The following is a 14,504-nucleotide window of genomic DNA, read 5'->3' on the forward strand; positions in this document are numbered from 1 at the left end:
CCTTACTTTTCGTTTGTTAATGAGTAAGGGAAGTTTACCTGCTGTATCCCTCTCTGTTTGTTAGGTTGCGCCGACATACTAAAGTTAATGACACCGCCCTGAAGCAAAGTTGAATGATCGAACCAGTTGTTATTATATGGTTTACCATTAACAGTAATACTTTGGATATACTTGTTATTATCGCTATTGTTCGGGGCGTTTAATACCACCTTCTTTCCGTTCTCGAGGTTCAGTGTCATGTTTTTAAACAACGGTGTGCCCAGCACATACTGACCGCTTGTTGGGCAAACCGGGTAGAAACCCATTGCCGAAAACACATACCAAGCAGATGTTTGGCCATTATCCTCGTCGCCGCAATAGCCATCGGGTGTTGGCTGATACAGCTTTTTCATCGAATAGCGTACCCAATACTGGCTCTTCCACGGTTCACCGGCATAATTGTAGAGATATAGCATGTGTTGGATAGGTTGGTTGCCATGCGCATATTGCCCCATATTAGCCACCTGCATTTCGCGCATTTCGTGAATTACGCCGCCATTGTATTCTTTATCGCCGAATACCGGAGGAGCGGTAAACACCGAATCGAGCTTGGCAACGAACGGTTTATTGCCGCCCATCAGGTTAATAAGCCCCTGTATATCGTGAAATACTGACCATGTATAGTGCCAGCTGTTACCTTCAATAAAAGCCCCACCCCATTTGTAAGGACTAAACGGTGTTTGAAAACTACCATCCTTATTTCGGCCGCGCATAAACCCGGTCGAGGCGTCGAAAATGTTCTTATAGTTCTGGCTCCGTTTTTTGTAGATATCAGTTTCGGAGGCAGGTCTGTTTAAGGCTTTACCCAAACGGTAAATAGAAAAGTCGTCATAAGCGTACTCCAAAGTACGGGCTGCGCTTTCGCCGATTTTAACATCAACCGGAATGTAGCCTATACTGTTATAGTATTCGAATCCGGTTCGGCCTGTTGCATTAGGACCTTCATTATTGGCACCATGTAGTAGGGCTTGGTAAAGTGTACCAACGTCATATCCCCTGATGCCTTTCAAGTAAGCATCGGCAACCACAGAGGCCGAGTTGTTACCTATCATTACGGCAGAATACCCCGGGCTACTCCATTCTGGAAGCCAACCACCTTCTTTGTAATCGTTAATTAATCCCTCCTGCATTTCTTTATCTATTGAAGGATAAACGAGGTTGAGGAATGGGTACAGAGCGCGGAAAGTATCCCAAAAGCCGGTACCGGCAAACATGTAACCGGGCTCCGTATTACCTGTATACGGACTCCAGTGCACTATTTTGCCCTGCGCGTTAGTTTCATATAATTTATTAGGGAAGAACAACATGCGGTACAGGCACGAATAAAATGTACGTACCTGATCTACCGACCCGCCTGATACATCAATGCGGCTTAGATTCTTATTCCACAGGGCTTTAGCCTTTTGTTCAGTAGCGTCGAAGCTGTCATTGCCCTGCTCATTTTTAAGATTGAGTTCGGCTTGCTCCAGGCTAATAAAGGAAGAAGCCACCCGAAGGTGAACTTTCTCCCCCTTAATAGTTTTAAATCCAATTGCAGCTATTGCACGGTTTGCATGCAACTCGGTTGAATCGGTTAATGTCGAATCATTATAAACACGCGACAGCGTAAACGGCTTATCAACGTATATTACAAAGTAGTTCTTAAAATTTTTTATGCCTCCCTGGGCATGTTTGGTAGAGTACCCTACAATCTTTTTTTGTCCGGGTAATATTTTAATATACGATCCTTTGTCCAAAGCATCAATCACCACAAACGAACTATCGGTTTGCGGAAAAGTAAACCTGAACTGTGCGGAACGCTCTGTAGCAGTCATCTCCGTAATTACATCGTGCTCGGCCAGGTAAACGCTGTAGTAGTAGGGCTTGGCAATTTCGGCTTTGTGACCAAACCAGCTTGCTCGGCCGTCGTCAGTCACCTTGAGGTGTTTGGTAACGGGCATAATCGCAAACTGACCATAATCGTTCATCCAGGGCGATGGTTGGTGGGTTTGTTTAAAACCACGGATCTTGTGGGCATCATAAGTGTACAGCCACCCATCTCCCATTTTACCGGTTTGTGGCACCCAAAAGTTCATGCCCCATGGCACGGCTACTGCAGGGTAAGTATTACCGTTTGATAGCTCGTATTTAGAGTCGGTACCCATTAAAGGGTTAACCCACTCCACCGGATCGGTTACCGAGTTTACTTGTTGAGCGTAGGTTTTACCCGCAAGGATCAGCAATGTAAAAAGGAAAAGTTTCTTCATAAGAAGTGTTGTTTGGACAGTTGTGTACCTGAGCATAGACAGGTATAAATGAGATGCTTTTAGAGCAGATAAAATTTATAATAAAGGCTGGATCTCGAACCAGCCTTTATTACGTTTACAGATAGATTACCAACCTGTGTTTTGGGTGAGTTTTTTGTTGTTATTGATCTCCCGTTGTGGCACAGGCCATAATAAGTATTGCTGTTTCATGGTTACCCCCTGCTCATTGGCGGTACTGAAAGCATCGCTAAACTTATTATTGGTCACATCATAAATCATGTGAGTTCTTTGGATATCGAAATAAGCTTTGTTTTCATAAGCCAGTTCGTGATAACGCTCTTTCCAAATGGCCTGGCGGAACTGATCCTGACTTAAACCGCTAAGTGGTGCTAGCTGTGCACGTGTTCTGATCTTGTTAATCTGCGCGTAGGCATCAGCAGTTGGGCCGCTTACTTCGTTAGTAGCTTCTGCATAGATTAGCATGGCTTCCGGCAAGCGCAAGAAAGTCCAGTTTTCATCACAGATACCATTACCCAAGGCGCTTTCCACTTGAAAATATTTGTAGAGATTATGGCTGCCAAACACCACAGTTTTTGTTGGATCGCCATATTGCGGGTAGCTCGAGAAATAGAACTGACGCTCTTGTGCACGCAAATCTCCCGCTTCGTAACTATTGAAAAACTGATTGGTAGGAACCATAGCGCCAAGGTGATCGCCGTAGGCACCTACAGGTAGGTTAAAAGGTACGGTTAACTGCGTGATAGCATTAGTAGATACACCTACAAGGTAATTACTTTGAAATATTAACTCGCCCTGGTTTTTGTGGGCATTATCATGCAGATAAGCATAATCGGTAAACAATGTATAGCTCGACAATACTTTTTGCGCCTCTGCTGCAGCCAACGCATAGTTAGCTGTGATGTTTAAAGGGAAACCAGCGGTAGTAAGGTAAACACTGGCCAATAGTGTGCGAACGGCACCTAAAGAAGCATGCCCCGTTTGATCTGTTTCTGGTAAACCAGAAGCTTCAGCAGACACCAAATCACTGATAATAACCGGATAAACCTGCGCTACCGGAGTACGTGTAGGGAACAAATCAGGGCTATCTACAGTTACCGGGGCGGTAATCAAAGGCACATCACCATATAATCGCACTAAGTGGTAATAGAAAAACGCCCTTAAAAATTGTGCTTCGCCTAAAAGCCTTTTCTTCTGCGCGCCATCCATAGCAACATTCGGTATTTCTTGCAGGGCAAGGTTTGCGTTTGCGATAGCGCTGTAGCAATTTTGCCAAACAGATTCGAAGCCCGGATTAACAGGGTCGGTACGCTGGTTAATTACGTTTCCGTTGTTTACACTTTGGCCGAGCGAGGTAGCATGACCGGCAAACAGTTCGATAGTAATAAATGGGCTTTCTCCATAAGCGTCGCCATTTTGGAACAAATAAAGTTTGTTATAAATGCCGTTAACAAAGGTTTGCGCCTGCGATGCCGATGTAAAATAATTGCTTTTTACGAAGTTGCTGTTATTCTTCTCGTCCAGATATTTCTTACAACCACTGTTAATAAGCACCAGGCTTAATAACAGGTATGCAATCTTATATTTTTTTATGTTAAGTTTCATGTCGGTATAATTAGTATTTGATTAAAAACTTGCGTTTATGCCTAGCAGATAGGTTCTTGGTTTAGGGTAATCGTAAAATTGGATACCCTGAGTGAAGTTACTATTGCCGTTATAGGTGGAAGTTTCCGGATCATAACCAGTGTAGTTGGTGATAATAAACGCGTTTTGAACTTGTGCATAAATTCTCAGGCGGCTCATTTTCATTTTGGAAACTACGTTGCCTCCGAAGTTGTAACCAAGTGTTATCGCTCTACCGCGTAAGAAAGAACCGCTTTCTACTTTGGTTGAGTAAATCTCTGTTTGATATCTTACATATGCAGGTCTGTCTTCAGCAATACTGGTGTTTTGGTTAGTTGGTGTCCAGGCATTTAACACGGTAGAATAGCTATTAGCCTGACCGGTTCTGTCCTGACCAGAGTGACGGGTTAAGTTCATAATCTGGTTACCCCAGTCAAATTGCAAATCAATACCAAGATCGAAGTTTTTGTATTTGAAGTTGTTGACAAAAGATCCGTAACCATCCGGAGTAGATTTACCTAAGATGGTTTTATCATCAGCGGTAATTTTACCATCACCGTTTTTATCCCAGATCTTTAAATCACCAGGTAACAATCCGTATTTCGCGGCCTGAGCAGCTTCTGCAGTACCCCAGGTGCCTAACACTTTATAACCTAAATACTCACCCGCCGGGTCGCCAGCGCGTACCAGCAAGAAGTTTGACAGGAACGATGGGCTCAGGAATATATCATCATTAGCATCGCCCAACTTTAGCACTTTGTTCTTCAAGAACGACACATTTAAGTTACTTGTCCAAGAGAAGTCTTTAGATTGAAAGTTAACTGAGTTGATAGTAAGCTCGACACCCTTGTTCTGTAAACTTCCAATGTTTTTGTAAACCGTGGTAAAGCCACTTGTCTCGGGCAGAGGGGCGTTAAGCAACAGGGCTTTGGTTTTCTTTAAGTAAACGTCGCCGTCGAAGGTTAAACGATTGTTAAACAAACCAAAAGACATACCAAGGTTGTACTCATTGGTTTTTTCCCAAGCCAGGCCTTCGTTACCAATACTGGTTTGTGTTGTACCAATAGCAGGTGCGCCGCCAAATACATAGTTGTTGGTATTGATGTTAGCTTGTGATCTGTACTCGCCAATCTCAGAGTTACCTGTTACACCGTAGCTGAACTTGAATTTCAGATCTGAAATAGTTTTATTGTCTTTCAGAAAATCTTCTTGTGAAGCACGCCATGCCACCGCTGCAGATGGGAAGAAACCATATTTGTTGTTAGTACCAAAACGTGATGAACCATCTTCGCGACCTGTAACGGTTAACAAATACTTATCTGCATAACCGTAAGTTGCCCTTGCAAAGAAAGACTGCGTTTGCCATGCATCGTAATTTGAGGTAGGTATACCGGGTATAGAACCGGCCCCCAAATTGTAATAAGAGTAATAATTATCCGATAAATTTTGAGTAGAACCGTAAGAGCTCAACTGCGAGAAGTTGATAGTCTCAGTACCGGCAACCACGGTTACTGCATGTACCTTGTTAAAGGTTTTGCTGTAGGTTAAGTAGTTGTTCCAGTCCCAAAACGTATTGTTGTATTGGTTAATTGACGCCGAACTGTATGACTGGTTAATGGTAGAACCACCTACAAGCCCAGTTTGCGAATGCGGTTGGGTATTGCTTGAGTTGGTAACACCAATGGTTGTGCGGAAGTCGAGACCCGGCATAAAGGTGATATTAGCGTAAGCATTACCACTGAAAACGCGATTATAAACCATATCCCTTATTTCATTGGCTTGCGCAACCGGGTTATCTCCACCCTCCATATTCGGATAGTCTGTTCGCTTGCCATAAGTACCATCAGGATATTTGATCGGGATAATAGATGGCATTTCGATTAACATACGCGGAATGTTGTTACCACCTGTACCGCCGCCCTGGTTACGGGTTTCACGATAATCGTAGTTTAACGTAGCACCAACTTTTAGCCACGGCTTTATCTGGTTATCTGCTGTTAAACGACCGTTATAGCGTTTTTGATAGCTGTTGATGATGATACCTTCGTTATTGGCATAGTTTAAAAATAAACCATAATTCATTTTATCAGTTGCATCGGTAAAAGACAGGTTATGGTTCTGGCTGTACGCGTTGCGTGTAGTTGCTTTTTGCCAGTCTACGTCGTAAAGCGGATTCAAATTAGCATCGAATAATTTGCCGATCAACGCGGTACGAATAACCTTCGGATCATCTGCTGCATACTTTCCTGCGGCCCAGCCAACAGGGTCATACTTCTGAATATTGGCGTAAGACTGGTCTTCAACAGCCAGGAATTGTTTGGCATTTAAAACGCCCAATTCTTTAGCCATTACACCTAAGCTTCCGTAGCCATCATAGGTAACCGAACCGCCCTTTTTATTTGCACCCCGTTTGGTAGTTATTAAAATTACCCCGTTAGTACCGCGCGATCCGTAGATAGCGGTTGAAGAAGCATCTTTCAATACGTCGATCGATGCCACATCATTAGGGTTAATTGAGGCTCCGCCTTCTGTCCATTGCACACCATCAACCACATACAATGGGTCGGTGTTAGCGTTAATGGAGCTGTAACCACGGATACGGATTTTGGTATCGGCCCCAGGAGCACCGGAGTTGCTAGATACGTTAACACCGGCAATTTTACCCGCAAGTTCTTGCTCTAAGTTTTGTGCAGGGCGCTCTTGCAGTTCTTTGCTGCTTACACTACCTACCGAACCGGTTACATCTACCCTTTTTTGGGTACCATAACCAATTACAACTACGTCACTAAGCGTTTTGCCCGCATCGGGTTTCATGCTTACATTAATAACTGTTTTACCGGCAATGGCAATTTCCTGTCTGGTGTATCCTAAAAATGAGAACGCGAGGTTTTTACCCGCGTCGGCATCCGATATGTTTAACGAAAACATACCCTTTGCATCAGTCACTGTACCGGTGGGTGTACCTACAATTGTTACACTAACACCTGGTAGTGGCTGGCCTTGTTCATCCAGCACCTTACCTGTTATGCGCGTCTGCGCGTAGGCAGCAAACAGGTTTAAATGCTTGCGCGGGGTTCCGTAACTCAGCGAAGGGCCGGTTAACGAAACGGCTGCCAACACCCCTATAGGCAGCCATTTAATTGTCTTTAATTGGTTTAGTAGCTTTACACTCATAATGGTTAAAGTTTAATTGAGAGTTTAATTGGTGATTGGGATACGGTTTAAGTTTAGTATTTAAACTTGCAGGCATGGGTTGCCATCAAGGTGGTGGCGTTACTGTTTTTTTGAGCATAATTATTGTTTTCTATAGGTAAATAGTATTTCTCAGGAGGTACCGTTCGGGCAATAAAATGGCTTCACAACCGCTAGGGTTATTTGAACATTTGAATACTCAAACGGAGGACCTGAAAAAAGTTAATAGTCAGTAATTGGTTACTCGTGGCCTGACTTACGTTGCTATTCCGACTGCAGAATGTAGGTAGGAAATGAATCACCAATCGGCCACTTCACAAAGTTGTCGATAGCGAAGTAGAATTTCTCTATTGATTGGGGAAATCTCTAAAAAATCTAAATTTATTTCAATATAAATAATTGATATACAAAAGATTATAGAATTTAAGTTTAACGAAAATCTAAATTCAATCTACAGTTAATATCACTTTTTAGGGCAATATTAACTGTAGATAAGACAAGTTAATTATTAAAAACTGACGGAATTTGTCAGGATTGGGGTGAGTCGAGATCAACAAATTTGATCTCCATAATCTTGTTCTCAAAATCGTCGCCTTGAACAAGTGCTTTTGATTTAATCCGCATCTTATAGGTGTAGATTGTGCTAACCGCACTCTCCAGGATATTAGCAATGGTTTGATTGTCTTTTACGCCCAGTCTCATCAGCGCAAAAATCCTCAGGTTGGTATTTAAAACCTCGTTATCCTTCGGCCATATTTGATCTTCTGGTTTTAACAGAGAGTTAAATGTGGTTATGAAATTGGGGAATAGCTTCAGGAATATATTATCGAAGGTGTAGAATAGGGCGTACCGTTCTTGCTTAATATCTATTTCATTGGAAATATGCAGCAACTCTTCATAGTTTTTTGCCTTGATCTTGCGCTCTGTATTGCGTTTAATCTTTTCCAGTTTGAGGATATAACCCGAAATTACATCGAAAAAGTAGCCGATATATTCTTCTTTGATATGCGAGTCTTCCAACAACTTCTTGTTGATTTTATCCAGGTGTTGGTTTTTTTCCTGAACTATCTTTTCTCTTTGTATTACTTTCTTTAACCTATCATAAACCACAAAAGCAAAGCCCGCTGTTGTTATAATTGCAAGGCACAGAATAATAATAAGATAGGTTAACGTACGGTTTTTGGCGTTTTCGGAATTGATTAGTTTTTGGGCCGATAAAGTGGTAAGTATTGCTACAATCTCTATCTTATGCAACCTGTTACCGTAAAATTGAGCCTGGTTACGAGCTTCAACCAATAACAGCTCTGCATCGGCTATATCACCTTCCTCAAACAAAGCCTTACCAAGATTAAAAATGGCCAGCGTTTCCTTCGTAGACGAACGGACATCGTAAATGGCCGCAAGCGTGATTAGATTTCGTCGTTCGGGTTCGCCTACCAGCGAACTCAGGTCGTGTACGATCATGGCACGCTGATGGTCTGTAAGTACACTATTAGCCAATATTTTTCGGTAATAAGCCGCGGCTTTGTCACGTTGGCCGGATATGGTTAACAGTTCTGCCAGATATTTATACTTTTCGTATGAGCCGGGCTTGGCGAGCAGCATAGCCGAGTCAAGCGCTCGTATGGATTCGGCACGATTGGCTGGCGAATAAAAAACATCTGTGTTATAAAATGCCTGTTTAGTATACGCCCGCGACTTTAGTTCGTAATATTTAAACTTAATGCTGTCGGGCATTTTACGTACATCAAGCTGCTCTATCCCATCAAAAGCCTCCTTAAACATCCCCCACGAAAGCTGGATGGTGCTCAACTTAATCCTGCTTTCATACTCGTTTGGCATGTTGTGCATCAGCTCGCTTAGCTCTAATAATTTACGGGTATATACGTGCGCTGAGTCAAACACATAGTCTTTATACTCATCGTATAATTTCTCGCAAATTGCAAAACGACCGGCATAATTGGTTTGGGGCTCGTTAGCCAACGTTTGTTTAAGCGCAGCTATGCGGCGGTCTTTTTCCTCATCATAAAGCTTTTTCCTGCTAATTTCAGACTTCAATACGGTTAAAAGACTGTCGGCAGGTACACTACATATTGCAGATGAGGATAATAGCAATATCAATGATATCGACAGCAATACTTTCATAATTCAATTGGTAGTTGGTTTACGTGGCTAAGGTATATTTTTAATAGATACTATAAAAAACTCCAACACTATGGATTATGTAAGTTATAGAAATTCAGCAAGATAGAACACGTTTTTTTTTATAAAAGTGGCGACAGTAGTCTGCACAATTTCTCGGGTAGTTGTTTAATTACGCTTCGTTCTGCCCAGCGTTTTGCGTTAATTTGCTCGGCATTTTTCAGGTCGTTATGAAAGGCTTTTCCTAATTCAGCAGCTATCTTCTTATCGTAGATCATACTGTTAACTTCGAAATTGAGTTCAAAACTCCGGTGATCCATATTGGCTGTACCCACCACAGCCAGTAAACCGTCGGCCACTAAGGTTTTGGCGTGTACAAAGCCCTTTTTATAGCGATAAACCTCTACCCCAGCCTCTAACAACTCGTTATAATAAGAACAGGCGGCAGCATTCACCAGGTACGAATCAGACCTCCAGGGCACCAACAGTTTAACTTTAACACCGCTCATGGCCGATATACACAAGGCATCCAGTATACTATCCCCCGGAATAAAATATGGCGATGTGATCAGCAATTCTTCCTTCGCCGCCCCAATGGCCTGCAACAGCGAGAACATAATAGTAGGCACATCCGAATCAGGCCCGCTGGCCGCTATCTGCACAATGGCCTTCCCGTGCTTCTTGTCGCCTGCTGCAAAAAACTCTTCAGTAATGGGCAATTTCTTACCTGTACAAAAGTTCCAGTCGCAAATAAAAAGGTTCTGAAGGTAATATACCCCTGGGCCGGTGATCATTACATGGGTATCGCGCCAGTATACCTTGTCGGTGTTCTTGTCGTTGACGTATCGGTCGCTAACGTTAATACCACCAACAAAACCAACGCAGCCATCTATAACCACAATTTTGCGGTGGTTTCGGTAGTTGGTACGGTTTGACATGGCTATAAACCAAATCTTATAAAAAGGCAAAGCCTCAACCCCGGCATCTGTCAGCTCCTTTACAAACTCCTTACGGATGGAGCGGCTACCAAAGTCGTCGTAGATGAACCGCACGTTTACACCCTCTCCTGCCTTCTGGATCAGAATATCTTTGATCTGGTTGCCGATATTGCCGTCTTCGAAAATATAATATTCAATGTGGATATGTTTTTTTGCTACTTTCAGTGCTTCCAGCAGTTCGGGAAACTTTTCTTCGCCATTGAGGAGCAACTTTACGTCGTTATTTCCGGTTAAAGGGCTTTGCTCGTTCAGTAGCATGTGGGCGAGGTTCTTATACTCTTTTATTTCTTCCTCGCTGGCCGTCCAGGTCTTTTTAGATTCGCTTGCAATTCTTCGCCTGATTTCGTCCATGAGCTTTTTATCGCTCACAATCTTCTTACTGTATAGCTTATTTTTACGGTAGTTGTTACCCACTGCAAAGTAGATGATCATACCCACGATGGGCAAAAAAATAGTAAGCAACAGGTAGGCAAGCGTTTTAGTGGTAGAGCGGATATCATAAAGTATGCGCAGGCACACAACAATGGTTATTATGGCATAGATAGTACCCTCTATAATGTACCATTTCATTTACCGCAAATCCTTTCTAAATATTGCCAGATGGTATGCTTATTCCATCCTATTAATCTGCCTTTCTGAATAATCATGTTTTCATCGCCGGTAGAGCCTACCGGATAACTTAATGCAAATGCTGTATTATTGTTTTGCCAGCCCTGTATTTGTCCAAAACGCATAATGTTAAAATAAACTTTATCGCCCGTTTTGCTTATTGTATAATAATTATCAGCAAATTCTCTCAGCACCGGTTCGGGGTTTTTCAGTAATGAATCATTTCTGGAATGATACCTGTAATCAACAGCCTGCTTATCAAAAACTGATTGGTAACCGGCGTAATAACCATCGTCGGTTTTAATAATGCAATACCATAATAACGAGGTGAACGGCGCTGGGGTAGAAAGCGTGGCCTTGGTTCTCTCGTCTACATAAAGTTTAGCCATACAGGCAATCAGTAAATAAAATGCAGAAATAGAGATAGCGATTGCAGCCCAACGCCCGCGATAAGCCTTACCGAAAAGCAGGTAGACAGAGGCCACCAGCATACTAATAGTAAATAATGGATCGGCCACGTACAATAACTCGACAGAGAAACGGCTGTGACTGAAAGGCTCTAGCAAGCCAGTTCCGTAGTTGGTGCAGGTATCTAATAAATCATGCAGTAAAAGCTGGAAACAGAAAAATAAAAGCAAAGTATTCAGCTTGACTTTGGGATAAAACCGGTGTGCAATAAAACCCAGCAATAACCCTAACACTATAGCAAAAAAGAAAGAATGTGTGATACCACGATGAATAAGCAATGCGCGGTCGCCTTGTACAAATAAACCGGCTGCTGTATCCATATCGGGCAAATTTGCGGCGATAGCGCCAAAAAGCATTGCCTTTTTACCTAGTTTTTTACCCAATAACAATTCGCCTGTGCACGCGCCCAGTGTGATATGCGTAAGTGAATCCATTAATAACTTTAGATTTAAAACAGATGCCCCCGCCAGCTTCTCTATTGCACCGCATCAGACAGCCAATATATCTATTTTGGCGATAATGCAGCTTATTTTTATAAACGAATAACTTATTCAGCTTACAATCTGTAACGATAATGATAGGTACCATCCCCTTGATTATAACAAATACTTAACTTTCATTTTATATTGAGACAAGTTATTTGCAAAACATTTACTGCGATATGAACAAATTTTTCCTGATACTGCTTTGCGCCGCCTTATGTGGTAACTCTTACGCACAAAAAGTGAAGCCCAACCCCTATTTGCTTAAAACAACCGGCGACTGGGTAAAAACAAAAAATTATTATCTACTTAGCTTATTCGAGCAAGACAAAGAAGTTAACGCCCTGCTTAAAAGCGACACGGCTTTAGCCCGGCTTACTTTAACTAAGATTCAAGGCTTAAATAATGCCATTAAAGATTGTAAAGACGCAACCTGTTTCACCGGTCAAATTAAGTTTTCTGATGATGAGATCAAAACCGTAAGCGCACGCTTAACGGCGCTATATAAATCTAACGGACCATTAGATCGTTTAACTAAAACAGTATTAATACCATCGGCTACCTATTCATTATACAAGAACCTTTCTCCGGCTGAACAATTAGTAAAAGCATGGGAACAAGATGCAGCTGCCGTTAATTATACCATAAGTGTTTATGCAGAAGGTAAGAAACCTAATTACCCACAGATAGATTCCATCAGCTATAATGTGAAAGCCAAAAGCTACACTACTATTATGTACGATTGCGCAGTTGTGCTTGCCGGCGATGTAAAGAACACCAAACTTTTCTTCGAACCATCATTACAAGCAGCCTTGCTTTATTTGCAAATAAACGAACGGCAAGACCCTGCCAATTATGAGCCTATGGCCAGTACCGTTAACAAGGCTGCTGTTGATAAGATCAAAACTATTAAATGGGCAAGCTATCCATACTCTAATATATTAGTGCCAGGCGCCGGTCCGGATAACCTTACCACTCCCTTAAGCGGCGAAGGCATGCTGCGCTGCCGGCTGGCCGCCCAGCAATATAATTCAGGTATTGCACCCTTAATTATGGTATCGGGCGGTAACGTGCATCCGTACAAAAACAAACATAATGAGGCACTGGAAATGAAGAAGTACCTGATCCAAACGCTTCGTATACCAGAGAGCGCCATTATTATGGAACCGCATGCACGCCACACCACTACCAACATGCGCAACTGCGCGCGGCTAATCTACCGTTATGGAATCCCTGCTGATAAACCGGGCATTGTGATAACCGATAAAGCACAAACAGATTTTTTAATGAACATGGCTCCGCGCTGCGAAAAGGAATTGAATTATGTACCCTACAAACTAAGCAAACGCCTTTCGGATACGGAGGTTGAGTACTACCCGGTTGAAGAAGCGATGCAGATAGACCCCGATGAGCCACTTGACCCACGTTAATTATAAAAGCTACTATATACAACTATGAAAAATTTAACCGCAACGGCATTGGTTGCAATAAGCACGTTGTGCGCGTTTGTTAGCGGATCAGTTGATCAAAAGCTCGACCGCGCTATTACCATCGATTCGCTAGGTGCCTGCCAGGGTATTTCTTATCAAAACGGCCGCATTTTTTTATATGGCGACCGCGAAGTGGGTATGATCCGTGAGTTTAAGATGGAAAACGATAGCCTGGTTTATCAGCATAAAGAATATAAACTAACCCAAAACGGACAGGATGTAATTAACCACCCTACCGGCATTGCCTACAATGGTAAAGGGCCAACGTTTATCGGTAATTCGATACGCCTTAATGCAGAGGGTACCAAATGGAAAGCGGTTATTTACAATATTAATTGGGAAGGCCTCCAAAAAAACGGGACTTTGGATGGTAACCTGATTAACACCATAGATGATGATGCCTGCATACAAGGTACCCGCCCTGAATATGTTAAATACAACAATAAATGGTACGTTGCCACCGCAGATTATGGCGACCACGGCAACGAGGTACGACTATACGATCCGGAAAAACTGGCGAAAGCGAAAAACACCAGTGAACCTGGTGTGCTTTACAAAAAATTTACCTGCACACCCTGGGTACAAAACCTGCACTGGATAGCCGATAAGGGACAGCTAGTGTTGATACAAAATAAGATAGAAGGCCGCCAATGGCGATTTACTTATGTAGACCTGAAGAAATCGATTGAAACTGGCAAGCAGGTTGTAGTTAGTCAAATAGATGGTATAGACCGTGGCGATGAGCTGGAAGGCTTTTCATTTATAGGCAACAACACAAAGGGAATTGCGGTAACATCGTCGCGCAAAAACAATGTAAATTTTACTACTACAGCCTGGTAACAACACAACATTAACATTAGATGAAAGAAGCCCGGTTTATATCGGGCTTTTTTATTTTGTATTAATGTAAACTTAACATTTAAATAGCCCACGCTTAAGATGGCACCTGTAGTTTTGTTGCCAGGATCGTAATATTAATCTACCTCAATTAATATTTTTCTGCGAGATACAAATGATCCTTTAACAAATTTCTAATTCTGCTTAACGTTCCAAATGTGATTGCCTATGTAACATTTTTTTAACTCACATCGAACCCGGCGATAAAAAAAGAACCGGTGAATGCGCCAACACTCACACGGTCCGGATAATTGTCAAATAACTAAAAAAAGCGGTCGCATGCTTTTGTCGTTTCTAACA

Annotated in this window: 8 protein-coding genes; 2 read left to right on the top strand and 6 right to left on the bottom strand. The window is 42.4% G+C overall.

Translation table 11 applies throughout. The features are described from left to right. Window positions 1-2: 2 nt before the first annotated feature. The 6 genes from GSY63_RS23450 to GSY63_RS23475 all read right to left on the bottom strand — a co-directional run bounded on the left by GSY63_RS23450 (window position 3) and on the right by GSY63_RS23475 (window position 11,769). On the bottom strand, window positions 3-2,285 hold the full coding sequence (locus GSY63_RS23450) for a GH92 family glycosyl hydrolase (protein ID WP_166588275.1): 2,283 nt from the start codon (window positions 2,283-2,285) through the stop codon (window positions 3-5). A 126-nt stretch (window positions 2,286-2,411) separates the two neighbouring features. Then, the gene (locus GSY63_RS23455; protein WP_208094644.1) at window positions 2,412-3,908 is read right to left on the bottom strand and encodes a RagB/SusD family nutrient uptake outer membrane protein; all 1,497 of its coding nucleotides are present in this window, start codon (window positions 3,906-3,908) and stop codon (window positions 2,412-2,414) included. Window positions 3,909-3,929: 21 nt separating this feature from the next. Beyond that, window positions 3,930-7,100: a SusC/RagA family TonB-linked outer membrane protein gene (locus GSY63_RS23460; RefSeq protein ID WP_166588276.1), complete on the bottom strand. Its 3,171-nt coding sequence runs from the start codon at window positions 7,098-7,100 to the stop codon at window positions 3,930-3,932. Window positions 7,101-7,646: 546 nt separating this feature from the next. Further along, on the bottom strand, window positions 7,647-9,263 hold the full coding sequence (locus GSY63_RS23465; RefSeq protein WP_166588277.1) for a DUF6377 domain-containing protein: 1,617 nt from the start codon (window positions 9,261-9,263) through the stop codon (window positions 7,647-7,649). Between the two features lie 119 nt (window positions 9,264-9,382). Further along, a complete protein-coding gene (gene cls / locus GSY63_RS23470) occupies window positions 9,383-10,828 on the bottom strand; it encodes a cardiolipin synthase (RefSeq protein WP_166588278.1) in 1,446 nt (481 codons plus the stop codon). Beyond that, window positions 10,825-11,769, bottom strand: a complete 945-nt coding sequence (locus GSY63_RS23475; protein ID WP_166588279.1) for a metal-dependent hydrolase — start codon at window positions 11,767-11,769, stop codon at window positions 10,825-10,827. Before GSY63_RS23475 ends, cls begins: the two co-directional genes overlap by 4 nt. A gap of 227 nt (window positions 11,770-11,996) precedes the next feature. Here GSY63_RS23475 and GSY63_RS23480 point away from each other — a divergent pair, with 227 nt between their 5' ends. Both GSY63_RS23480 and GSY63_RS23485 read left to right on the top strand, forming a co-directional pair. After that, entirely contained in the window at window positions 11,997-13,247 is a 1,251-nt protein-coding gene (locus GSY63_RS23480) for a YdcF family protein (protein ID WP_166588280.1), read from the top strand. A 24-nt stretch (window positions 13,248-13,271) separates the two neighbouring features. Then, window positions 13,272-14,147, top strand: coding sequence for a hypothetical protein (locus tag GSY63_RS23485; protein ID WP_166588281.1), 876 nt, complete (start codon window positions 13,272-13,274; stop codon window positions 14,145-14,147). The last annotated feature ends 357 nt before the right edge of the window (window positions 14,148-14,504 follow it).

Origin of the sequence: Mucilaginibacter agri (genome assembly GCF_009928685.1) — a bacterium.
GTDB lineage: Bacteria > Bacteroidota > Bacteroidia > Sphingobacteriales > Sphingobacteriaceae > Mucilaginibacter > Mucilaginibacter agri.